24 protein-coding genes and 1 tRNA gene are annotated in these 22,892 nt (G+C 50.2%); 8 read left to right on the top strand and 17 right to left on the bottom strand.

Annotation, left to right across the window (positions count from 1 at the left end):
* The first annotated feature begins 154 nt into the window (after positions 1-154).
* The 4 genes from M0R33_RS18375 to M0R33_RS18360 all read left to right on the top strand — a co-directional run bounded on the left by M0R33_RS18375 (position 155) and on the right by M0R33_RS18360 (position 4,838).
* Positions 155-832, top strand: coding sequence for a thiopurine S-methyltransferase (locus tag M0R33_RS18375; RefSeq protein WP_292572686.1), 678 nt, complete (start codon positions 155-157; stop codon positions 830-832).
* A 388-nt stretch (positions 833-1,220) separates the two neighbouring features.
* The gene (locus M0R33_RS18370; protein WP_292572683.1) at positions 1,221-2,723 is read left to right on the top strand and encodes a helicase HerA-like domain-containing protein; all 1,503 of its coding nucleotides are present in this window, start codon (positions 1,221-1,223) and stop codon (positions 2,721-2,723) included.
* Positions 2,724-2,757: 34 nt separating this feature from the next.
* Positions 2,758-4,203, top strand: coding sequence for a phosphomannomutase (locus tag M0R33_RS18365; RefSeq protein ID WP_292572681.1), 1,446 nt, complete (start codon positions 2,758-2,760; stop codon positions 4,201-4,203).
* Between the two features lie 65 nt (positions 4,204-4,268).
* A complete protein-coding gene (locus tag M0R33_RS18360) occupies positions 4,269-4,838 on the top strand; it encodes a hypothetical protein (RefSeq protein WP_292572678.1) in 570 nt (189 codons plus the stop codon).
* A 62-nt stretch (positions 4,839-4,900) separates the two neighbouring features.
* Here M0R33_RS18360 and M0R33_RS18355 read toward each other — a convergent pair whose 3' ends face one another.
* The 11 genes from M0R33_RS18355 to rpsU form a co-directional block, all read right to left on the bottom strand.
* Positions 4,901-5,980, bottom strand: a complete 1,080-nt coding sequence (locus M0R33_RS18355) for a phosphotransferase (protein ID WP_292572675.1) — start codon at positions 5,978-5,980, stop codon at positions 4,901-4,903.
* A 51-nt stretch (positions 5,981-6,031) separates the two neighbouring features.
* Positions 6,032-6,910, bottom strand: coding sequence for a CPBP family intramembrane glutamic endopeptidase (locus tag M0R33_RS18350; RefSeq protein WP_292572672.1), 879 nt, complete (start codon positions 6,908-6,910; stop codon positions 6,032-6,034).
* Positions 6,910-7,638, bottom strand: coding sequence for a 16S rRNA (uracil(1498)-N(3))-methyltransferase (locus tag M0R33_RS18345; protein WP_292572670.1), 729 nt, complete (start codon positions 7,636-7,638; stop codon positions 6,910-6,912). The genes M0R33_RS18350 and M0R33_RS18345 overlap by 1 nt, the downstream gene beginning before the upstream one ends.
* Positions 7,638-8,987: an adenosylmethionine--8-amino-7-oxononanoate transaminase gene (locus tag M0R33_RS18340; protein ID WP_292572667.1), complete on the bottom strand. Its 1,350-nt coding sequence runs from the start codon at positions 8,985-8,987 to the stop codon at positions 7,638-7,640. The genes M0R33_RS18345 and M0R33_RS18340 overlap by 1 nt, the downstream gene beginning before the upstream one ends.
* Positions 8,988-9,042: 55 nt before the next feature.
* Positions 9,043-10,335 (bottom strand): adenosylhomocysteinase, encoded by a 1,293-nt coding sequence (gene ahcY / locus M0R33_RS18335; RefSeq protein WP_292572664.1) that lies wholly within the window; start codon positions 10,333-10,335, stop codon positions 9,043-9,045.
* A gap of 19 nt (positions 10,336-10,354) precedes the next feature.
* On the bottom strand, positions 10,355-11,515 hold the full coding sequence (gene metK, locus M0R33_RS18330) for a methionine adenosyltransferase (RefSeq protein WP_292572661.1): 1,161 nt from the start codon (positions 11,513-11,515) through the stop codon (positions 10,355-10,357).
* Positions 11,516-11,582: 67 nt separating this feature from the next.
* Positions 11,583-11,659: transfer RNA gene (locus M0R33_RS18325), tRNA-Ile, on the bottom strand.
* A 6-nt stretch (positions 11,660-11,665) separates the two neighbouring features.
* Complete coding sequence (gene rpoD / locus M0R33_RS18320; RefSeq protein WP_292572658.1) at positions 11,666-13,480, bottom strand: RNA polymerase sigma factor RpoD; 1,815 nt, start codon at positions 13,478-13,480, stop codon at positions 11,666-11,668.
* A 75-nt stretch (positions 13,481-13,555) separates the two neighbouring features.
* Positions 13,556-15,286: a DNA primase gene (gene dnaG, locus M0R33_RS18315; protein WP_292572798.1), complete on the bottom strand. Its 1,731-nt coding sequence runs from the start codon at positions 15,284-15,286 to the stop codon at positions 13,556-13,558.
* 22 nt (positions 15,287-15,308) lie between these two features.
* On the bottom strand, positions 15,309-15,758 hold the full coding sequence (locus tag M0R33_RS18310; RefSeq protein ID WP_292572655.1) for a GatB/YqeY domain-containing protein: 450 nt from the start codon (positions 15,756-15,758) through the stop codon (positions 15,309-15,311).
* Between the two features lie 11 nt (positions 15,759-15,769).
* Positions 15,770-16,003: a 30S ribosomal protein S21 gene (gene rpsU / locus M0R33_RS18305; protein WP_013817466.1), complete on the bottom strand. Its 234-nt coding sequence runs from the start codon at positions 16,001-16,003 to the stop codon at positions 15,770-15,772.
* Positions 16,004-16,109: 106 nt separating this feature from the next.
* Between rpsU and tsaD the strand changes: the two genes are divergently transcribed.
* On the top strand, positions 16,110-17,120 hold the full coding sequence (tsaD, locus tag M0R33_RS18300; protein ID WP_292572651.1) for a tRNA (adenosine(37)-N6)-threonylcarbamoyltransferase complex transferase subunit TsaD: 1,011 nt from the start codon (positions 16,110-16,112) through the stop codon (positions 17,118-17,120).
* A 1-nt stretch (position 17,121) separates the two neighbouring features.
* On the opposite strand, the gene plsY is transcribed toward tsaD, so the two are convergent.
* Positions 17,122-17,694 carry a glycerol-3-phosphate 1-O-acyltransferase PlsY gene (plsY, locus tag M0R33_RS18295; protein WP_292572648.1) on the bottom strand — a complete coding sequence of 191 codons (573 nt, stop codon included), beginning with the start codon at positions 17,692-17,694 and terminating at the stop codon, positions 17,122-17,124.
* Between the two features lie 87 nt (positions 17,695-17,781).
* Between plsY and folB the strand changes: the two genes are divergently transcribed.
* The gene (gene folB / locus M0R33_RS18290) at positions 17,782-18,135 is read left to right on the top strand and encodes a dihydroneopterin aldolase (protein WP_292572645.1); all 354 of its coding nucleotides are present in this window, start codon (positions 17,782-17,784) and stop codon (positions 18,133-18,135) included.
* Between the two features lies 1 nt (position 18,136).
* Entirely contained in the window at positions 18,137-18,628 is a 492-nt protein-coding gene (gene folK / locus M0R33_RS18285) for a 2-amino-4-hydroxy-6-hydroxymethyldihydropteridine diphosphokinase (protein WP_292572642.1), read from the top strand.
* Here the strand turns inward: folK and M0R33_RS18280 are convergent.
* Positions 18,625-19,365 (bottom strand): pteridine reductase, encoded by a 741-nt coding sequence (locus tag M0R33_RS18280; RefSeq protein ID WP_292572640.1) that lies wholly within the window; start codon positions 19,363-19,365, stop codon positions 18,625-18,627. The genes folK and M0R33_RS18280 overlap by 4 nt on opposite strands.
* A gap of 503 nt (positions 19,366-19,868) precedes the next feature.
* Here M0R33_RS18280 and M0R33_RS18275 point away from each other — a divergent pair.
* A complete protein-coding gene (locus M0R33_RS18275; protein WP_292572637.1) occupies positions 19,869-20,279 on the top strand; it encodes a hypothetical protein in 411 nt (136 codons plus the stop codon).
* A 64-nt stretch (positions 20,280-20,343) separates the two neighbouring features.
* On the opposite strand, the gene M0R33_RS18270 is transcribed toward M0R33_RS18275, so the two are convergent.
* The 4 genes from M0R33_RS18270 to M0R33_RS18255 all read right to left on the bottom strand — a co-directional run.
* Positions 20,344-20,688, bottom strand: a complete 345-nt coding sequence (locus M0R33_RS18270; RefSeq protein ID WP_292572634.1) for a DUF2782 domain-containing protein — start codon at positions 20,686-20,688, stop codon at positions 20,344-20,346.
* 152 nt (positions 20,689-20,840) lie between these two features.
* Positions 20,841-22,241, bottom strand: coding sequence for a hypothetical protein (locus M0R33_RS18265; RefSeq protein ID WP_292572631.1), 1,401 nt, complete (start codon positions 22,239-22,241; stop codon positions 20,841-20,843).
* Positions 22,242-22,358: 117 nt separating this feature from the next.
* Entirely contained in the window at positions 22,359-22,634 is a 276-nt protein-coding gene (locus M0R33_RS18260; protein ID WP_292572628.1) for a hypothetical protein, read from the bottom strand.
* Positions 22,635-22,710: 76 nt separating this feature from the next.
* The coding region (locus M0R33_RS18255; RefSeq protein WP_292572625.1) for a hypothetical protein at positions 22,711-22,892 on the bottom strand (182 nt) is incomplete at its 5' end.

Genomic DNA, 22,892 nt, shown 5'->3' with positions numbered 1-22,892 from the left:
ATACCCTGCAAGCCACCGCAGCAATATAAATTCCGGCGCAGCCGCCTTGACAGCGTCTTTTCTTCTACAGACCGGTGTTACCGCCTCATTAATACAATTCACCGTATAAGAGCCGTTATCTCCCATTTTGCCGGCCAAATGAACAGGAACTATCATGACCAGCCGCGACAACATACTTTGGCTACAATGCTGGCGCGACCAGCAAATCGATTTTCACCAGCAAACCTTCAATCATTTCCTGACCCGATTCTGGCCCGGTCTGGATATGGCGTTAGGCAGCCGTGTATTTGTGCCTCTGTGCGGTAAAAGCCTGGACATGATCTGGCTTGCCGATCAGGGTCATCAAGTTATCGGCGTGGAGTTAAGCCCCGTCGCGGTAGGGGACTTTTTTCGAGAGAATGGTTTAAAACCCAATCGCCGGCGGGTCGGTCAATTTACACTGTGGCAACACGGCAGAATCAGCATACTCTGCGGGGATTATTTCGCACTTAAGCCAGCCGATTTGGGCGATATTGAGACGGTATATGACAGGGCGGCACTCACGGCTTTACCGGAAGACATACGTAAACACTATGTATCCCACTTGCGGAAAATTATACCGGATAGCAGCCAAATTTTTCTGCTGACCACCGAAGATGCCGCGAAAAATGAAACCCTCAGCCATTCGCTGGAGGTTGGTGAAGAGATTACAGCGCTTTACGCCAAGAATTTCCGCATCGACCTGGCTCATATTGAAAGCGTATTCGAGCTTAATCCCGACGCACCGGATCGCCCGGCGGAACGCGCCGAATACAAGCTATACCGGCTATCCACCAATCAATCAGCCGCCTAACGCGATATTGATGATCCGCACTTAATTAACAGGATGATCGCCCCGCCAGATAGAGCGTGCCGAACCCGCCTCACCCGAGTAAATGTCCCGAAAGTCGAAAAACGCGAGCCATCACTGTTATAGGCTTGCGGCTTATTTTGTCGGCGCGGTTGGCCTGGTTTCGTTTGCATCATTTTAGGCGCATGGCGGCCGTGGCCATGTTGGTTGGTTTAGTGTCATCTTGCCCCTGTCTTGGCTTCGAGCCGCTTATCGGCACTTGAGCCGCAAAGCGACGCTTAGATTGCCTGGCTGATAGAGTTTCCGGATTTATTGCTCTACCTAATGCCTCAGCGGCGCAAGCATGATATGTTAGCACCGCTTAATTTTTAGCTTTTCTGGGAAAATTATTATGACTGAGCCGCTCGTTATCGCTAAATCGCCTACCGATGACTGTTGCATTTTGCCGGCCATGGCCAATCGCCACGGTTTGATCGCCGGTGCCACCGGTACCGGCAAAACCGTCACGCTGCAAACTTTGGCGGAAAGTTTTTCCGACATCGGCGTACCGGTGTTCATGGCCGATGTAAAAGGCGATTTATCCGGTATCTGCCGGGCAGGCGGCGGCAATAAAAAGGTCGAGGCTCGCGTGCGGGAATTGGGCTTCTCCGATTTTAACTATCGCGCCGCGCCGACGATGTTTTGGGATGTGTTCGGCGAAAAAGGCCATCCCTTGCGTTCCACCATTTCAGAGATGGGGCCCTTGCTGATGGCCCGGATGCTGAATCTAAACGATACTCAGGCCGGCGTATTGACTGCCGCGTTTAAAATTGCCGATGACAACGGCTGGCTGTTATTGGATTTGAAAGACTTGCGGGCTATGCTGCAATTTGCGGCGGATAATTCATCCGAACTACGTAGCGAGTACGGCAGCATCTCCGCCGCCAGCGTCGGTGCCATTCAACGCGGTTTGTTGCAACTGGAACACGAAGGTGGCGAAAACCTGTTTGGCGAGCCGGCCCTGGATTTTAACGACTTGCTGCAAACCGAGGGCGGTCGCGGCGTGATCAATATCTTGGCCGCCGATACGCTGTACAACTCACCGCGCGTCTACGCTACCTTGTTATTGTGGCTGCTATCGGAACTGTTCGAAAATCTACCGGAAGCCGGTGACCTGGACAAACCCAAACTGGTGTTTTTCTTCGACGAAGCCCATTTATTGTTTAACGATGCGCCACCAGCCTTGCTGCAAAAAATCGAACAAGTGGTGCGGCTGATTCGTTCCAAAGCCGTTGGGGTATATTTTGTCAGCCAAAATCCGCTGGATATTCCGGATGTGATTCTGGGCCAACTCGGCAACCGGGTGCAACACGCCTTGCGCGCCTTCGCTCCCCGCGATCAAAAAGCCGTCAAAGCCGCCGCGGAAACCTTTAGAAGCAACCCCGGCCTAAATGTGGAAACCGCCATTACCGAACTGGGCGTCGGCGAAGCGCTGGTATCGTTTTTGGATGAAAAAGGTACACCGCAACCCGTCGAGCGGGCATTGATCAAACCACCCCGTTCCGGCATCGGCCCGGCCAGCATCAACGAGCGCCGACAAGCCATCGAAAATTCGGTGATTTACGGCCATTACGAAAAACAAGTCGACCGCGAATCCGCTTACGAGACTTTGAAAGGCCGTGCCGCACAAGCAACCCCGCAAGCTCAATCCGTAACGACCAAGCAACCAGCTACGGACGGCGGCTTCGGCTTGGCGGAAATATTGTTGGGCAGCACCGGCCCACGCGGCGGTAAACGCCAAGGCGTACTCGAATCCGCGGCTAAAAGCGCCGCCCGCAGCATAGGCAGCGAAGTGGGCAGGCAGCTGATTCGCGGCATTTTGGGATCATTACTCGGCGGCGGCCGTAAACGTTAACAATCCTTTTATTGACTCATCAACAACCGGAATCATGGCATCAATCAACATCCAACAAATGATGGCCGACAGCGGCGTGGCATTCGGCACCAGCGGCGCGCGCGGGCTGGTCAGTCAGATGACCGACCAAGTATGCGCGGCCTACACTTTAGCGTTTTTACAGGGTTTGAAACTGGCCAAACCGGGCCAAAAAATCGCCTTGGGCATGGACTTGCGGCCTTCCAGCCCGACCATAGTCCAGGCCTGCGCCGCGGCCATTAAACAAGCAGGCTGTGAAACGATTTTTTGCGGCGCCTTGCCAACCCCTGCATTGGCCTTTTACGCTATGTCGCAACATGTTCCGGCAATCATGGTTACCGGCAGCCATATTCCCTTCGACCGTAACGGCATCAAGTTTTACCGGGCCGAAGGTGAAATCAGCAAAGCCGACGAAGCCGCCATTACCCAAGCCGTAGTCAATGTTGCTGACTTTGGCGACGATAAGTTACCGGCGGTTGATTTTGCCGCATTGGAACAATACAAACGCCGTTATACCGATTTGTTCGCGGCCGATTTACTGAGCGGCTGGAGGATCGGTATTTACGAGCATTCCAGTGTGGCCCGGGACTGTTTACGGGGCATATTGACTGCATTGGCAGCCGAGGTCATTAGCTTGGCCCGGACCGATACCTTCGTGCCTATTGATACCGAAGCGGTTAGCGAAATAGATAGACAACGCGGCCTGGATTGGGCGCAACAACTCGGCCTGGACGCCATCATTTCCACCGACGGCGACGGCGACCGGCCGTTAATTGCGGATGAAACCGGTAACTGGTTGCGCGGCGACATCGTCGGTTTGCTGTGCGCACAATTTTTAGGTGCCGACACGGTAGTCACCCCGGTCAGTTGTAACACAGCCATAGAAGCCTCCGGGGTGTTCAAGCGGGTAATACGCACCCGCATCGGTTCGCCTTACGTAATCGCCGGCATGGAGCAGGCCGAAACCAACGGCGGCGGCCAAGGCGTGGCCGGCTTTGAAGCTAACGGCGGCTTTTTGGCCGGCCACGGTTTAACCGTAGCCGGCCGCATGTTAGCCGCACTACCCACGCGTGATGCGGTATTGCCGGCTTTGGTATTATTGGCCATGGCTAAACTGCAGCGCTGTAAATTATCGGCCTTAACCGCCAACCTGCCGAAACGATACACCTCCAGTGACCGCCTACAAGACTTTCCGGCAGCCGACAGCCGGGCCTTACTAGCGCAATTGCAACAGGACGATACCGCTTATCAAAGTCTATGGGGCACAGCATTGGGCACTGTTGCACGGCGCGATTTAACCGACGGCTTGCGCTTGACCTTTACCAACGGCGAAATCGTCCACTTACGCCCATCCGGTAATGCACCAGAGTTACGTTGTTATACTGAAGCCGATAATATGCCGCGAGCGCAGGCTCTGGTAACCCTAACTCTACGCGAAATTTCCAGTAAATACGCCAGTTAATGTTCGGTTAAGAATGTCTGTAGTATCCTTAAGGCGTACCACATTCATAACACGAGGAATCATTCATGAACAATAAAATAATTATCATCGGCACATTGTTATTGGCATCCAGCACTGCATTTGCAGAATCGTCCTTATTCGAGGCGGCGGGCAAACAATTAATCAAAGATAAAGCAACGGCAGTGGCTCCGGGCGCGGTAGAAAAAGTGGAAGCTGTCAGTCAGGCTCTCGACAGCACCAAAGCGGCTAAAACCGTAGTTGAAACAGCTCCCGAAGCAGCGACCGACCAAGCCACAACAGCCGTAAAAAGTGCCGCCGAAGAAAAAGTGAAAGCCGCCGTTCCCGCTGAAGCGACTCAAACAGTAGAAACGGTCGAATCAGGAAAAGCAGCACTTGACACCGCACCCAAGTCCACCGACGAAGCTGTAGAGGCTGTCAAAAGTAAAGCCACTCAAAAGGCTACCGAAAAAGCGAAAGCTGCTGTTCCCAATGAAGCGACTCAGGCAGTAGACACCGTCAAATCTGGTAAAGCAGCGCTTGACACCGCGCCCAAATCCACCGGCGATGCTGTAGAGGCCATCAAAAGTAAAGCCACTCAAAAGGCTACCGAAAAAGCCTTTGATTTGCTGAAGTAAGCCAAAACCCAAAAAGGCCGGAATTTCCGGCCTTTTTATAGCTTATCGAGTCCACGGAAAGCTTAGGCTTTGATCATGGCAAAGCTGTCATGATCCTCTACCGCCGCCGCGGCTCTTCTGATCAGCTCAAGATTGGTTTCATATTGCATCATACCGCCAATCGCCAACGTCACCACCATGGCTTCGAACGGATAGACCAAATGCATCCGATAACGCCGAAACAAATTGTCTTCATCCAATCCCGTCACGCCGGCATTCGTTAATTGCTCGACATACTGATCCAACAGACTTTTTTCATGTTTACGCCTTAACTCCGGCTCCATCGCTGTGGCCATAAAATACGCCACATCGCCGATACCTTCACCGATACGCACCAACTGCCAATCCAAAAACCCCGGCTCCGCACCCGCCCAAAAAATATTACCGGGATGACAGTCGTAGTGCACCAGCGTTTTACTATCGGTGTTCAATAATTGTTTGATAGTCCGCCGATTGGCCGCGTAATTCAGGGCCGGCTGGTGAAGTTTTTTCGCAATCAAACCACCCGCTTGAAGCAAGCCGCGCTTCATAAAAGGGTAAGCCATTAAGCTACCCATGTGAGTTTCCACTTGATGGGAAAATCCATTCAGCCACCTATGAGCGTGCAACAAGCTCGACTTGTTCCGATACTGACCATGCAACTGCGCCAGATGCGTAACGACCCGGCTGGCTTGATCGAAACTCAATGCATCGGCTGCCCGACCCGGCCTGAAATCGTGCTCGGCCAAATCACTCATTACCAGCGTGGAGCCTCTCCCAAAACGACTTTCAGCCGCCAGAATTCGAGGTAATTTTAACGGGATACCGGCTGATAGCGAGCGATAAAAACTCACTTCTTTATGTAAAAAACGCGGCAAGGCAGTTATCATGCGCGGCTTTATCGCTAGTGACGGGGTTTTGATAAACCACCGCGCTGGCACAAGCTCGGTTGCATTATGCTGTACTTCTATCCTCAGCCGAGTGGAGGTGCCTACATCAACGGAATAAACGTTAACGCCAAACACTTTTGCATCTGGTACAAAACGGTTAACGACCCGCTGCGCCCACTTGACCGACAGATCCCTGGGGCGATGTACCAGAATGTGTTGATTTGGATTTCCCATGACAATATTAAACACTGCTAATACATAAAAAACAATAGCTCTCGGCAACGGTTAGTTTTTGAGACCCACTCTTTGGCTAAGTAAACCTATCGACAGAACCATTGCCAGCCACAAGCTCACCAGCGGCCCCACTACTCCGTCATAATTACTGACCAGATATAGATAATCTGCTTGCGGGTTGACGTTGAAAAAGTCCTTACTGACTTTGATTTGCCAAACCCAGCCAGCGTGACAGCCGATACACAAACCCAAGCTGCTCGGCATCCGGCTTCTCAGTACCGCTAAAAATACCCCGACCACAAATAAAGCTAAAAATGCGCTAAAAATCTCCGGATTTAACCAGTTGGCAAATGCTTCTCCCATCAACTGAAAACCGCTGCCAAACGTTTGTTCGGAATAGGGAATCCGAGTATTGCTTTTTAAAAAATGTAATGCAGCGTAATAAAGAGAGCTAACACAAATAGCCAATACCGCCGACAACTTACGCCGAAAAGTACTAAACAACAAACCGCGAAACAGCATTTCCTCACCAATGGCTATCAGTAAGGCCAAAAACAACGCGACTACGGTTTTTTCCATCACTTTAGACCATGTCCAAATACGGCCTTGGTCCCAGACATGTACATCCAGCCAATAAAGCGTGGCTAATACCGGTAATAATGTGAGGAGCGCAAGTAATAGACCGTGGCCGATTTGCCGGAAAAACACTGTTGTTTGAGCGAATCCCAAATCCCGCCAACTGAAACGCAAAAGCTTTCTCAATGGAAAAATACTGATTAACAACAAAATCAATGTCAGTTTGCTGACCACTTTGGAGAGAGGCAATACGTCACCGGTCAGTTGCAATAAGCCAACGCCCAGCAAACTGGCAGCTGCCGCCAACGATAATAACAAGCCCAAAGGGGCCAGCAATACGCTCAAAGTCCGCATCAACGAAAATCTCCCCATAGCACTTGTACGCTGCTTAATGCCGACAATACGGCGGTTTCAGTGCGCAAAATGCGGGCTCCCATCCTGACCGGAATAAAGCCGGCGGCCTTGGCAAGCTGCCGTTCCTGATCGCTGAAACCGCCTTCCGGTCCGGATAGCAGCGTTATGCGCTGATTTTCCGGTTGACAATCGGCCAGGGTTTGATCAGCGTAGGGATCCAAAAATAACCGCAGACCCTGCTGCCGGCTCGCCCACTCCGGCAGATTGGCAATTTCATCCATTACCGGCACGCGGGTGCGGCCCGACTGTTCGACGGCATGCTGAACAATATGCTGCCAATGCTGCAAGCGCTGCTGCTTTTTGTCGTCATTGAGCTTGGCCACACAGCGCTCGGTGAACAACGGCGTTAATTGAGTTACCCCCAGTTCCACGGCTTTTTGTACCGCCCAATCCATGCGATCACCACGGGAAATGCCCATACCCAGGCTCACCGCCAGCGGCGACTCCACGTCGCGATCGGAGAACTGCTCAATCTCCACCCGCACGCATTTGCGGCTGACTTCGCTTAAGCGGCTTTTGTACTCTCCGCCCTGTCCATTGAACAATACCATGGCCTGATCCTGCTTGAGTCGTAACACGCCGCGCACATAATGGGCGGCGTCTTGGTCAAGCTCGATACGACTACCGACATTGAGCGGCGCGTTGACATATAAACGAGAAACGCGCATTAATCTTGGGTCGCCAGCAAAATGCCATGCCAAGCCACTTCGGCCATCAACTCTATCTCCTGTTCGGCAATCACATAGGGTGGCATAAAATAAATGACATTACCCAATGGACGCAAGAGCACGCCTTTGGAAAGTGCATACTGGTAGACTTTTAATCCGCGACGCTGCTGCCAGGGATATGCTTCGCGAGTCTGTCGGTTTTTAACCAACTCGATGGCGAGAATCATACCGGTTTGGCGAACTTCGGCAACATGCGGATGCTGCTTAAAGCGTTCGGACACGCTGGACATTGCGGCTGCCAATCGGCGGTTATTACCCAATACATCCTGCGTTTGAAAAATCCCTATGGTCGCCAATGCAGCCCGGCAACCCAAGGCGTTGCCGGTATAGCTGTGCGAATGCAAAAACGCCGTCAAATGTTGATATTCGTCGTAAAAGGCTTGATAAACCGTATCCGTGGTCAATACTGCCGATAATGGCAGATAGCCGCCGGTCAGGCCTTTGGATAAGCACATAAAATCCGGACTGATATCAGCCTGTTCGCATGCAAACAGCGTCCCGGTACGACCAAAACCGACCGCTATTTCATCGGCAATCAGGTGGACGCCATATTTGTCGCAAGCTTCCCGCAATAATTTTAAATAAACCGGATCGTACATGCGCATACTGCCGGCGCATTGAACCAGTGGCTCGACGATCACGGCGCAGACCGTGTCGGCATGGCGTGCCAACGCTTGCTCCATATCGGCAAACCGGCGGATGGAATAATCCTCCCAGCTTTCGCCGGCTTCCCGGTTATAGCAGTCCGGACTAGCAACACTGATCACATCCATCAATAGCGGCCCGTAAGTCTCTTTGTATAAGGCTACGTTACCGACCGCCAGCGCACCCAGCGTCTCGCCGTGGTAACTGTTCTCCAGAGTGATGAATTTGGTTTTTTGAGTTTGACCGAGATTCCGCCAATAATGAAAACTCATTTTCAGGCTGATTTCTATCGCAGAGGAACCGTTATCGGCATAGAAACATTTGTTTAAACCAGGTGGCGTAATTTCCACCAGTTGTTCGGCCAACTCCACAGCAGCCTGATGGGTAAAGCCACCCAGGATGACATGCTCCAACTGATCCAGCTGGGCTTTAACAGCCTGATTGATCACCGGGTTAGCGTGTCCGAACAGATTTACCCACCAGGAGCTAATGGCGTCCAAATAGCGGTTACCGTCAAAGTCTTCCAGCCACACGCCTCGGCCGGATCTGATCGGAATCAACGGCAACTGCTCATGATCTTTCATCTGACTACAGGGATGCCAGAGCACGGCCAAATCGCGATTAACAAGGGTTTGATTATTCATCGGTCAAAACTGAAAAAGGGGCTTTTCAGCCCCTTTTATTGAGTCGCTTAAATGTTTAGTAACGGTAATGATCGGGTTTATACGGCCCTTCGACAGGCACGTTGATATAAGCCGCTTGCTCCGCACTTAACTGGGTGAGCTTGACTCCGATTTGCGCCAAATGCGCACGGGCGACTTTTTCGTCCAGTTTTTTCGGCAATACGTAAACTTTGTTTTCGTAGCTGCCGGCATTGGTCCACAATTCCAGTTGCGCCAATACCTGATTACAGAAGGAATTGGACATCACGAAACTAGGGTGACCAGTGGCACAACCCAGGTTCACTAATCGGCCTTCGGCCAGTACGATGATGCGCTTGCCGTCCGGGAAGATGACATGGTCGACTTGCGGCTTGATGTTTTCCCAAGTGTACTGGCGAATAGCGGCGATTTCGATTTCTGAGTCGAAATGGCCGATATTGCAGACGATCGCCTGGTCGCGCATGGCTTTCATGTGCTCATGGGTGATGACGCTCAAGTTACCGGTCGCGGTGACAAAGATATTGGCGATCGGCGCTGCTTCGTCCATGGTGACCACACGAAAACCTTCCATAGCCGCTTGTAAGGCGCAGATCGGGTCGATTTCGGTAATCAAAACGGTGGCACCCAAGCCGCGCAGCGATTGCGCACAGCCTTTACCCACATCGCCGTAACCGCATACCACTGCAATTTTACCGGCTACCATCACGTCAGTCGCGCGTTTGATACCGTCAACCAAGGACTCGCGGCAACCGTACAGGTTATCGAATTTGGATTTGGTGACCGAGTCGTTGACGTTGAAAGCAGGTACTTTCAGGGTGCCTTTGGCAACCATCTCAGTCAAACGTAATACCCCGGTAGTGGTTTCTTCCGATAAGCCTTTCACATCAGCCATCAACTCGGGGAAGTTATTGTGCATCATCACGGTCAAGTCGCCACCGTCGTCCAGAATCATGTTCGGACGCCAGCCGTTAGGGCCAAGGATGGTTTGCTCGATACACCATTCGGCTTCGGTTTCGGTTTCGCCTTTCCAGGCAAATACCGGCACACCGGCCGCGGCGATCGCCGCCGCTGCGTGATCCTGGGTCGAGAAAATGTTGCAGGACGACCAACGCACTTCCGCACCCAACGCAGTCAGGGTTTCGATCAGTACCGCGGTTTGGATGGTCATGTGCAAACAACCGGCGATACGCGCGCCTTTTAAGGGCAGTTGCGCGCCGAATTCAGCACGCAAAGCCATCAGACCCGGCATTTCGGTTTCGGCGATGTTGATTTCCTTCCGGCCCCAATCCGCCAAGCTAATATCGGCGACTTTGTAATCGGTTTGACTCATTAGTATAGCTCCCTAAAGTTTAAATGCCGGCGGCGTCTTTTAACGCTTCGGCTTTGTCGGTTCTTTCCCAGCTAAAGCTGACTTCGTTACGTCCGAAATGTCCGTAGGCCGCTGTTGGACGGTAAATTGGTTTCAATAAGCCCAATTGCGTGATTAAACCTTTGGGTCTTAAATCGAAATGCTCACGGATGATTTGCACCAAACGCGCCTCTTCGACTTTTCCAGTGCCAAAAGTTTCAACGCTAATTGAAGTAGGTTCGGCCACACCGATGGCGTAAGACACTTGTATTTCGCAACGCTCCGCCAAACCGGCGGCAACAATGTTTTTCGCTACGTAACGAGCCATGTAGGCAGCCGATCTGTCCACTTTCGAAGGATCTTTACCGGAGAATGCTCCGCCGCCATGTCTGGCCATGCCGCCGTAGGTATCAACGATGATTTTACGACCGGTCAAGCCGCAGTCGCCCACCGGACCGCCGATAATGAACTGGCCGGTCGGGTTGATGTAATATTTAGTGTCTTTATGTAACCACTCTGGCGGCAAGGTCGGCAGGATGATTTCGTCCATAACCGCTTCTTCCAGCATTTTGCCGCCGACTTCCGGCGCATGCTGGGTGGATAGTACCACTGCGTCAATTGCAACCGGTTTATTATTCTCGTAACGGAAAGTTACCTGACTTTTGGCATCCGGACGCAACCAAGACAAGGTTTTGTTTTTTCTCAGTTGAGCCTGTCTCTCCACTAATCTGTGAGCATAGGTAATCGGAGCGGGCATGAAGACGTCGGTTTCGTTGCTGGCATAGCCGAACATCAAACCTTGGTCACCGGCGCCTTGTTCGTGATTGTCCGACTCGTCCACACCCATGGCGATATCCGCCGATTGTTTACCAATCGCGTTTAAGACTGCGCAACTGTTCCCATCGAAGCCGATGTCGCCATGGTCATAGCCGATTTCACATACAACTTTACGCACCAATTCTTCTGTGTCCACCCAGGCATTGGTGGTAATTTCACCAGCCAGAATAACCATCCCGGTTTTAACCAAGGTCTCGCATGCCACTCTGGAACGCGGATCTTGCTCCAACAGGGCGTCGACGATCGCATCGGAAATTTGGTCGGCTACTTTATCGGGATGGCCTTCGGATACGGATTCAGAGGTAAAAAGATAATTGTTATTCACGGTGACACACCTCACGATTAAATAGTGTGAATATAGAAAAGGCCGTTTTAAACGGCCTTAGGTATTATGGTGGGCCCTGTAGGACTTGAACCTACGACCTGCCGATTATGAGTCGGAAGCTCTAACCAACTGAGCTAAGGGCCCGGCTTCTTATTCTCCGTCCAGGAAGCAGCGCAATTGCTCCGACCTTGATGGATGACGTAATTTTCTAAGCGCCTTGGCCTCAATCTGACGAATCCTTTCCCGGGTAACGTCAAATTGCTTACCCACCTCTTCAAGAGTGTGGTCGGTATTCATGTTGATACCAAAACGCATACGTAACACTTTCGCTTCTCGGGCAGTCAAACCTGCCAAAACATTTTGTGTCGACTCGCGAAGGCCGGCGATTGTAGCAGATTCTACCGGCGATAGCATCTTGGAATCTTCAATAAAATCACCCAAATGCGAATCTTCATCGTCGCCAATCGGCGTTTCCATGGAAATCGGCTCTTTGGCGATTTTCAAGACCTTGCGGATTTTGTCCTCCGGCATTTCCATGCGCTCGGCCAATTCTTCCGGGGTCGCTTCCCGGCCCATCTCTTGCAGAATCTGTCTGGAGACGCGATTAAGTTTGTTGATGGTTTCGATCATATGCACTGGAATCCGGATGGTTCTGGCCTGATCCGCAATTGAACGAGTAATGGCCTGACGAATCCACCACGTTGCATAGGTTGAAAACTTATAACCACGGCGATATTCAAACTTATCCACGGCCTTCATCAAGCCAATATTGCCTTCCTGAATCAAATCCAGGAACTGCAAACCTCTATTGGTGTATTTTTTAGCGATAGATATCACCAAACGCAGGTTAGCCTCTATCATTTCTTTCTTAGCGCGCCTAGCCTTAGCCTCGCCTAGCGAAATATTGCGGCAAATGCCTTTTAAATTGGCGATACTCAAACCATGCTGCGCTTCGATGTCGGCCAACTTCTGCTGGGCAAGCTGAATTTTTTCCCGGTTGGCGTTTAGCGCATCGGCATATTTAGGATTATCCTGAATAAACTGATCCAGCCAGTTCAATTGCGCTTCATTTTCGGTGAAGGCATTAATGAAATCCCGGCGTGGCATTTTGGTTTTTTTAACGCAAGCATCCATTACTTGCCGTTCTTGCTCGCGGATTGACGCAATCAGTTCGTCAGCAATAGAAGTCATTCTTTTTAGGTACTGCGGCGTCCATTTGAACTGGGAAAAAATCTCACTCAGCGCATCGAAAGCTTTCTCGGATTTATCATGACCGTAACCATGTTTTTTTACCGCCGCCATCGCGGATTTTAGAGACTTTTTCAGCAAGTCGACTTTTTCTTTGACTTCGCTATAGTCGATAACCTTAACTTCTTCGTCATCGGCATCATCCGATGGCGCTTCTATTTCGATTTCATCAACTTCCACAGCATCGATATCGCTATAATCGACAAAACCTTGCACCAAATCGCCCAAACGCGTGCTTGACTCTTCGTCAGCCACACTAGAAAAAGTTTCGATAAACGAATCCACAATGAATCCGGAACGGGCAACGGCTACCACCACTTGCCGTTGGCCTTCTTCGATACGTTTGGCAATTTTTAGCTCTTGTTCGCGCGTCAACAACTCAACGGAACCCATTTCGCGCATATATAACCGTACCGGATCGGTGGTGCGGCCAAATTCGCTATCGACGGAAGCCAATGCCGCTACTTCAGCCACTTCTTCGTCGTCGTCGGCGGAAACAACCGTATCGGCAGTAATCAGGGAATCGTCGTCGTCAGGCGCAACCTCGTACACCTGAATACCCATGTCATTGATCATGCCGATAATATCGTCAATCTGCTCGGGATCGATGATGTCGCTAGGCAAATGGTCGTTAACCTCGGCATAGGTTAAATAGCCTTGCGCCTTGCCCTTAGCTATCAGCTGTTTCAGTTGGGATTGCTGTTGTTCTTGATTCATTCTTTACTCACAATACGTTTCAGCACCAGGCGCCGCAGAACAGGCCATTATAGCAGCAAATGACAATACAATCATCTACAAACTTTCTTTTAGCAATGTCCGCAATACCTGCTTTTCTTCTATAGTCAGTCCGTCACGGCCCTCCTTCGCCAATAATCCGCCCAATTTTTCCTGCCTCGCCTGCCTTCGCAACTGGGTTAAAGCACCTGCAAACTCAGCCTCCTCCCCACCTTCAGGCACATTAAGCTCCATACCAGCCAACGCTGTGACCATCTTTTCATAAGACGACCCGCGATAAGCTTCCAACAAGATTGCGCCATTTTCTGGTTTTTCAAGGGCAATTCTGCCTAAAACATCATCCAATAATTCCTGGCCGGCATATTGCAGGCCATCCAGGCTTAACTCCCGCCGAACAGCCACCTGCTGTAAATGGGGATGCTGAATCAGCAACGCTAAAATCCGCCGCGCCAAGCTTGGCCTTTTTTGATTTGACTTCCCCGACTTTCCTTCATTCCGTGGCCTAAGTGTAGCCGTATTTTCAGGAACATCCACCAATCTTGACGCGGTCAATTCACCTAATCGCCGCCACATCATGTCTCTAAAAAAACCGGATGGAATTTTTTCCAGCTGCGGCTTAGCCGCCGCCATTAATTGCGACCGCCCTTCAATAGTCGACAAATCCAACTGCCCAATCACAGTCTCGAAAAAATAATCAGATAAGACCATCGCGTCATTTATTCTTGCCTGAAAACCGGACACCCCCTCCAACCTAACCAGAGAATCGGGGTCCTGCCCTTGCGGCAATAGCATAATCTTGATTTGCCGCCCGTCTTTCAGCGCGGGCAAAGCAGCTTCTGCCGCTTTCCATGCCGCCTGCCTCCCAGCCTTATCACCATCAAAGCAAAGCACTAATTCCGCGGCAAATCGAAACAGCAAATCTATCTGAATTTTGGATGTCGCAGTACCCAAGGCGGCCACCGCATTGGTAATGCCATATTGCGCTAACGCAATCACATCCATATACCCTTCAACAACTAAAATACGTCCGGGACGGCTGCTTTTTCGCAACAACTCACTCAAGCCGTAAAGCTCTTTGCCTTTGGAAAAAACCGCTGTTTCCGGCGAATTGAGGTATTTCGGCAAACTATCATCCAGCACTCGCCCACCAAAACCCACCACGCGCTTACGCTTATCGCGAATAGGAAACATCAACCGCCCGCGAAACCGGTCGTAAACCTTGCCGTCGTCACGCACGACCAACATACCTGCATCAATCAGCGTTTGTCTATCAAATCGCCCCACCAAGCCATCCCAAGCTTGAGGCGCAAAGCCCAGACCGAAATCCCGAGCAACATCACCACTAACATGCCGCGCCTTAAGGTAATCGACCGCCGCCCCCCCTTCATCACTACGCAATTGCTCGGAATAAAAAGCTGCGACCTGTTCAAGCACGGCATAAACCCTGGAGAGGCTTTCTTTATCGGTAACGGAAGAATCCTTCCCTTCCTCCCTCGGCACATCCACACCGACAAAAGCAGCTAAATCCTCTACCGCCTCAACAAACCCTAAATGACTATAATCCATTAGAAAGCTAATGGCATTACCACTGACCCCACACCCGAAACAGTGATACATCTGTCGATTACGATTGACGGAAAAGCTAGGGGTTTTTTCGTTATGAAACGGACAACGGGCAACATAGTTGCTGCCGGTTTTTTTGAGCGGTACGTGCGAATCGATCAGATCAACAATATCGACCCGCACCAGTAAATCATCGATGAACTGCTTAGGAATTCTGCCGGGCATATAACCGACAAAGGATGAAGGCTTACGCTGAAAAGCCAGCCTTAATTCTTCCGCTGACAACAGCCATATCAGCACGACCTTGCATTTGCGGCTTCAAGATAGCCATAACAGCCCCCATATCCTTGATCGATGCCGCCCCAACGTCGGCAATAGCTTTAGCCACCATGACATCGATCTCCGCTTCCGTTAAGGCTTGCGGCAGGAAATCCTGAATTACCTGAATTTCAGCTTCCTCTATTTCCGCCAAATCGATACGATTGGCATCACGAAACTGCTTGATAGACTCGCGTCGCTGCTTTAGCATTTTATCGAGCACAACCAGCACTCGATCGTCACCCAACTCAACACGCTCATCAACCTCAATTTGCTTAATGGCCGCCAGCATCATGCGAATCACGCCCAATCTAGCTTTGTCGCCACTCTTCATTGAGACTTTCATATCCTCCTTGATACGCTCTTTTAACAACTCCATATCGGACAACCTTAAGTTTGCGGACGACCGCGACGCAGGTTTTTCAATGCATAACGCTCGCGCGCCAATTTTTTCAAATGGCGTTTAACGGCTGCGGCACCTTTACGCTTACGCTCGGTGGTTGGTTTCTCATAAAATTCACGACGCCGTACTTCCGCCAACACACCCGCTTTTTCACAGGCACGTTTGAAACGGCGAATAGCGATATCGAAATGTTCGTTTTCTTTAACTTTAACTGATGGCATTATCAAAAATCCGAATTATGTTAGTATCTTAAAAAATCGTCAGGCAAAAACAAGCCCTGTAAAACCGACGGATTATACCCACAAATTACTTTTATTCAAAAAATTAATGTACGTTTTAGGCATAGAAACCTCTTGCGACGAAACCGCCGTTGCCATTTACCACGCCAAAAAAGGACTAATCGCCCACACCTTGCACAGCCAAATACAGACACATAACGAATACGGCGGGGTAGTGCCGGAGTTGGCATCCCGAGACCATGTCCGAAAATTAATCCCACTCATCAACCAGATTTTACGGGACAGCCAGTTAGGTTCGTCCGATATTAACGGCATTGCTTACACAGCAGGCCCGGGATTAATGGGGGCTTTACTGGTCGGCGCCGCGACTGCTCGCAGTTTGGCATGGGCTTGGCAAATACCGGCCATTGCCGTACATCACATGGAAGGACACCTACTCGCCCCGATGCTGGAAAAACTACCACCACAATTTCCTTTTGTTGCGTTGCTGATCTCCGGCGGGCACACCTTGCTGATTGAAGTATCCGGCGTGGGCCGTTATTCTCTGCTGGGAGAATCCCTCGACGACGCCGCCGGGGAAGCCTTTGATAAAACCGCCAAACTGCTTGGACTTGATTATCCGGGCGGCCCAGCGCTGTCGAATCTGGCCGACCAAGGCAAACCGCGCTTCAAATTCCCCCGCCCCATGACAGACAGACCTGGACTGGATTTTAGTTTTAGCGGCCTAAAAACCTTTGCTTTAAACACCTACAATACCAGCAACCAATCGCAGCGGGACAAAGCCGATATAGCTTTCGCGTTTCAACAGGCGATGGCCGAAACGCTTGCCATCAAGTGCAAACGCGCCCTACAACAAACCGGTTTAAGTCGTTTAGTCGTCGCGGGCGGCGTCAGCGCCAATCAAGAAATCCGCCGCCAGCTAGAACAGATGAGCAAAAAAGCAGGCGCGGAAACCTTCTTCCCCCGCCCGGAATTTTGCACCGATAACGGGGCAATGATTGCTTACGCCGGCTGCCTGCGATTACAGAAGGGCCAAACACAGACCCTCGAAATTTTTGCCCGCCCTCGCTGGCCTATGAATGAATTGCTGAAGGCATAGCTTACGATTCCTCGCCCGCCAACAAGCGTTGAATATTGCTTTTATGCCGCCACAACAACATCAGCGATATCAATGCAAACACCACGATCAAATTGCTATCGCCAACGATCAACCACACATATAACGGCGCCACTGTTGCCGCCACCAACGCCGACAACGATGAAATTTTGCTTACTTTATAAACCACAAACCAGGTTGCCGCGACAGCCAAACCCAGCGACCAGGCCACGCCAAGCGTCACCCCCAAGGATGTCGCAACACCTTTTCCACCTTTAAAGTCAAAAAACAGCGGATATAGATGCCCCAAAAACGCCGCGAATACCACAAAAGACAAAACCAAACTGTCCACACCTACCATTTTCGCCAACACAACCGGGATCAAACCCTTTAATGCATCACCCGCCAAGGTAATTGCCGCGGCTTTTTTTCCGCCAATGCGCATCACATTCGTCGCACCGGGATTGCCCGAGCCATTTTCCCTTGGATCCGCCAGCCCCATCATTCGACACACAATAATCGCACTGGAAACCGAACCGGTTAAATAAGCCAAAGGCACGAGTAACCATTCCAACATTCAATCAACCTCTCTCATCAGGACTTGTACAGTCGAGCCATTTACTCGATACTGATATTACAAAAATATAATAACCGGAAAGCACTAATGGACATCATTTTTTTAGGCGGCCTTGAAGTTGATACCGTGATAGGCATTTACGATTGGGAACGCAGCATCAAGCAAAAGATTATCCTGGACATTGAAATGGCTTTTGATATTAAGAAAGCCGCCGCCACGGACGATATCGCCCACACCCTGGATTACAAAACCGTTTCCGACCGCATTGTCGCCTTTATGGAAGCCAGCGAGTTTTATCTGGTGGAAACACTGATCGAAGAAATCGCCAAAATTCTGCTGAACGAATTTCCCATACCGTGGGTAAAAATCGTTCTGAATAAAAAAGGCGCTATTAGCCGGGCACGCGATGTCGGCATTATCATAGAACGCGGACAGATATAACATGCCAACAGCTTATATCAGCATCGGCAGCAACATCGATAAAGATACCCACATTCCCTCCAGCTTAAAAGCGCTGGAGCTGGTTTTTGGCGCGCTGGGGCTCTCCAGCGTCTATGAAACCGAGCCGGTTGGTTTCGTTGGCGACAGCTTTTATAACCTGATTGTGGGCTTCGATTCCGACCTTAGCGCTAAAGAAATTGCAAAAACATTGCGGCAAATCGAACTGGATCACGGTCGCACCCGGGAATCGCAGAAATTCTCGGCCCGCACGTTGGATTTAGATTTGATCTTGTACGGTAATCAAGTCATTAACGATGGCCGCCTGCAAATCCCCCGAGATGAAATTGAACGCTATGCCTTTGTGCTGGAACCACTTGCCGAATTAGCCGGAAACGAAAGACACCCCATTACAAACGAAACGTATGCAGACCTTTGGCGGCGTTTCGACAAATCCCAAGCGAAACAAACTAAAATCAGGCCAAACTGGAACTAGGTATATAGCGTTCTACCACCATCAACCGTCAAAACCTGTCCGGTCATATAGGGCGCATCATCACTTAAATACCTGACCGCTCGAGCAATATCCTCAACCTCCCCGCAACGCTGCAACGCCACCTTTTGTAAAATCTCGATTTTTTGCGCGTCGCTATTAGACTGATCCGGCCATAAAATTGCTCCCGGAGCCACAGCGTTCACTCTTACATCAGGCGCCAATTCCTTGGCCAAACATTTAGTCATCACAACCAGTCCGGCCTTGGCGATGCTGTATACGGGAAAACCCAATAAACCTTTTTCCGCATGAATATCCGCAATATTAATAATACATCCTTGCCGCTTCAGCAAGGACGGCGCTAACGCTTGGGATAAAAAAAAAGGCGCTTTAAGATTGCTACCCAATAAATTATCCCAGTCGCGCTCAACAACATCACGCAATTGTCCGCCGTAGAACAGCGATGCGTTATTAACCAGCACATCCAAGTCACCCCAGGCACGCAGAGCTTGCTCGGCTAACGCCCGAACTTGATCCAACTTTAATAGGTCTGCCGAAACCAAATAAGCCGACTCCGCTCGCAAGTCATTTAATTCCTCAGCCAGCCGATGCGCTGGCTGAGTTGATGTGTGGTAATGCAAAACTATATTGTAGCCATGCGCATGCAACAAACGCGCACAGGCTGCACCGATGCGCTTTGCCGATCCAGTAATCAGCGCGATTTTGGGATTATTCCGCACTGGGTAAACTAGCGATCAATCTTTTTCTGATCAAATAACAGGCTGCAACGGCGCAGACAACCGGCATTTGCGTTAACAAAAATTCCACGACTGAATGTTTAGGCACCAACCCCGCTAACGGCACTACTAGTAACATTTTCGCCAACCACCATGTCAACCAGTAACCTATCAAACCGATTACAGACCAATTGATCAAAGGTGCGTTATAATTTTTGGCCGTTAGATAAAACCAGACCAAAGTAAGAACCCCAAATAATTTAGCCAAAAACAACATAATCCCGTCCCGTTTTTATTATTGTGAATACGGCGTATTTCAACGCCGAACCAATGTAATCAAATTACCCTAAAACATCAACTATTTCTGACACTTGCAAAACCAGAACCTACAGCAAGGTCACGATACCAGGCTTAGCAACCCACTTTCCCATTTACATGATTCAAAGTTGTTCAAGCAAGCCCTATAATGCCCCTACAATTACAAGAATAACAATAAGGAGACCTTCGTGCAGATTATCAAAATTTTAGTGACGCTTTGCGCCGTTAGCTTTAGCGGCATCGGCATGGCGCAATCAACGGGCGGCCATGGCGGCCATGGCGGAGGAAGCAGTAGTGGAAGCGCGGATTGCATCAAAGCCAAAATAAGCAGATACACACCCGAACATTTAGCCGTTGTGGCACCGGGTACGGAGTTCTCATTTGCGGCCTCGGGCAGTAACGGCCCGAGCCACATTCACGTCAGTATCAAACAACAGCCCATTGAGATAACGATTGAGGACAAAGACACTTTTTATCTGGTGAAAGGCAAGCTACCGGTGGAGATTAAAAATTCAGTAGTTCGCATTTCCGTATCCCTTAAATCCAAAGCCAGCAGATGCGACGCAGAAGGCGGCTGGTTACTAAAAGTATCTGAATGAGCCGGTTTTCAAATATCGACGCCGGCAAGCCGCCCTGCTTGTCGTATCAGGGCAGCGGCGCTAATTAGTCCCACTCAAACAGCAACCACTGATTAATATTGGTGCCTCTATCCAGGTCGTTCTTTTTTACATCCATCACACCGTCCCCATCTTTGTCTAATAGGTAGTAAGGCGGCCCCACTTGAGGCTGTACCTTAATCATGTACAGCTTTCCATTTCTACGGTATTCCTGAATAGTATCCTTACCTTTGCGGATAATGGTAATGTCTGGCTCCATTTCCTCCCCGGATTGAATGCGCGGGGGCAATTCCGGAGGCTCCGGCACTGCGGGCGGCTCTTCCAATGCTTGCTCGGCCCAGACTAAGCCCGGCACGATAAATATCAGACTAAATATGTACTGGCGAAACATTCGAATCCCTGGATAAGTCTTACAAAATTACATCATAAACCAGTTTGAGAATGGCAGCAGACTCTAAAACCATTTTTCAGCCCGGTGACCGCCAAAAAAAAACCAATACTCCTTTCAGAGCATTGGTTTCTTCGATATAGCTGCGGCAAAGATCAGCTTTGTTTACGCAGATACTTCTCCACGCCAGTTGTCCTAACAAAACCCGCATCATCGGCTTGAGCATGTTTAACCATATAGCGCTCTACCCCGGAAACGGGTGAAACGTCCTTAGCCAACACACTTTGTTTGGACATATATTTGGCCACACCGGTTAGTTCCGCGACTTCTTTATCTTGCAACTCTTGGCGCATCAGATACTTGCTGACGGAGCTAACGGAGACTATCGGCTTGGCAACTAAAATCTGCTTTGCCAAGTATTTACTCACTCCGGTTTGGGGTGCCTGCCGTCTAGCCAAAGTCGCTTGTTTGGCCAGGTATTTGGCAACGCCGCTCATGGGTTCTAACTGGCTTTGCAATTGGATCTGTTTAGCCAAATATCTAGCCACTCCGGTAGGTTTAGCAATGTCGGACGCTGCTTGTTTGGCAATATATTGAGCGACACGCGAGCCTTCAAAGATTTCCTCAACCGCCTCATTACCTTCCCGAGACGATTCAGCTTGCTCGGCCTGTTGCCGGGCTTTTTCTGCTTGCATGTTAGCCTCCTGTTCCCGATAACGTGCCACAAGCTCTGCGGCCGCGGCTTTTTTGGCTGCCAGAGCCTGCTGCGCAACAAATTTGGCCACGCCGGTAGCGGGCACCTGCTCGTGCTCCGTTTTTTCAAGTGTTTTTATATAAGTGGCAACACCGGTAACTTTTGGCGCATCTTTAGCGAGCAGGGTTTGTTTGCTGACATATTTGGCGACACCCGTCGCCAAAGGCGCGTCCTTTGCTTGCAATTCATTTTTTAGCACATATTTAGCCACCCCGGTAACACCTGGAGCCGCGCTTTCACGCATGCTTTGCTTGGTCACGTACTTGGCGACTCCAGTCACCACATGACCCTCGTATTCCTGCTTGGTGACGTATTTAGCAACGCCGGTAACCGGAATTTCACGCGATAAAATAGATTGCTTAAGCAAATATTTAGCGACCCGCGTGATAGGGTTCTCACTTTGTTGCGATAAATATTTCTCAACTCCGCTCGGCTCAGGCTCAGGCTCAGGCTCAGGCTCAATTATCGCTTCGGGCTCGACAATCGCTTCAAACATCTCGTCGACGACATCTTCTTCGACATCCTCTAACACGGCCTCCTCAACCTGAATTTCTTCCTCAGGCTCGGGCACGGGCTCTTCAATAACTGGCTTATTGGCATCTTCAAACGCTTGCAGCTGCGCCAAATACCGTTCAACGCCTGTTTGCTCAAGTTTTTTTAGATAGCGGGCAACGCCAGTCAATTGAGCGCCTTCTTCGTTGGCAGCGCCTCTAGCTTCGACTGCACCACCCAAGGACGGCTTATCGAAAAACAAAGGCGGCAAAATGCCAAATAAGCTATTCATCAAACTGTTTTTTTTCATTTGAGAATACTCCTGAATGAATTAATGTTGTGCGCAACAACACTAGGGTTGTTTACACCTTCTTTATTACCTAACGCGCCCATTACAATAACTGGCCACAATCATTTATTTTTATTCTTAGTTACTTTCGCTAAAAATCACTTTTGGCTGAAAACTGCTAGCCGGATATTTAGGATCTACTTCCGCTACCACATCTTGCTTCGCGGTATCAGCCTGATTAACACAAGGAACTGCTAAGCTGTTCGCAGTCGCCGCTGACTCAACGACAACCGACTCGTCCCTGAACAACACTTTTGGCTGGAAATCAGCGGCGGGATAATCCTGCGCATTAACAGCAGAGGTTGCTAATAATAACCCAACGAGCATTCCTTGGTTCAATTGTGTTTTTTTCATTGTGATTACCTACTCTATTATTAAAACGCCGGCTTCCACGGACAAAGTCCGCAAAAGCCGGTATATACGGTCTTAATTAAAGCACTGCTTCGACGTTGGCGACGACATTATCCACGGTAAAGCCGAACTCATTGAAGAGTTGGCCTGCCGGTGCGGATTCGCCGAAACGGTCCAGGCCGACGATTTTGCCATGGCTGCCGGCATATTTCCACCAGCTATCGGTGACACCGGCTTCCACCACCACGCGTTGGCTGACGC

Source organism: Methylomonas sp. (genome assembly GCF_023228165.1).
Classification (GTDB): domain Bacteria; phylum Pseudomonadota; class Gammaproteobacteria; order Methylococcales; family Methylomonadaceae; genus Methylomonas.
The sequence above is the reverse complement of the archived record's forward strand: the minus strand, read 5'-3'. Positions and strand labels throughout refer to the sequence as shown.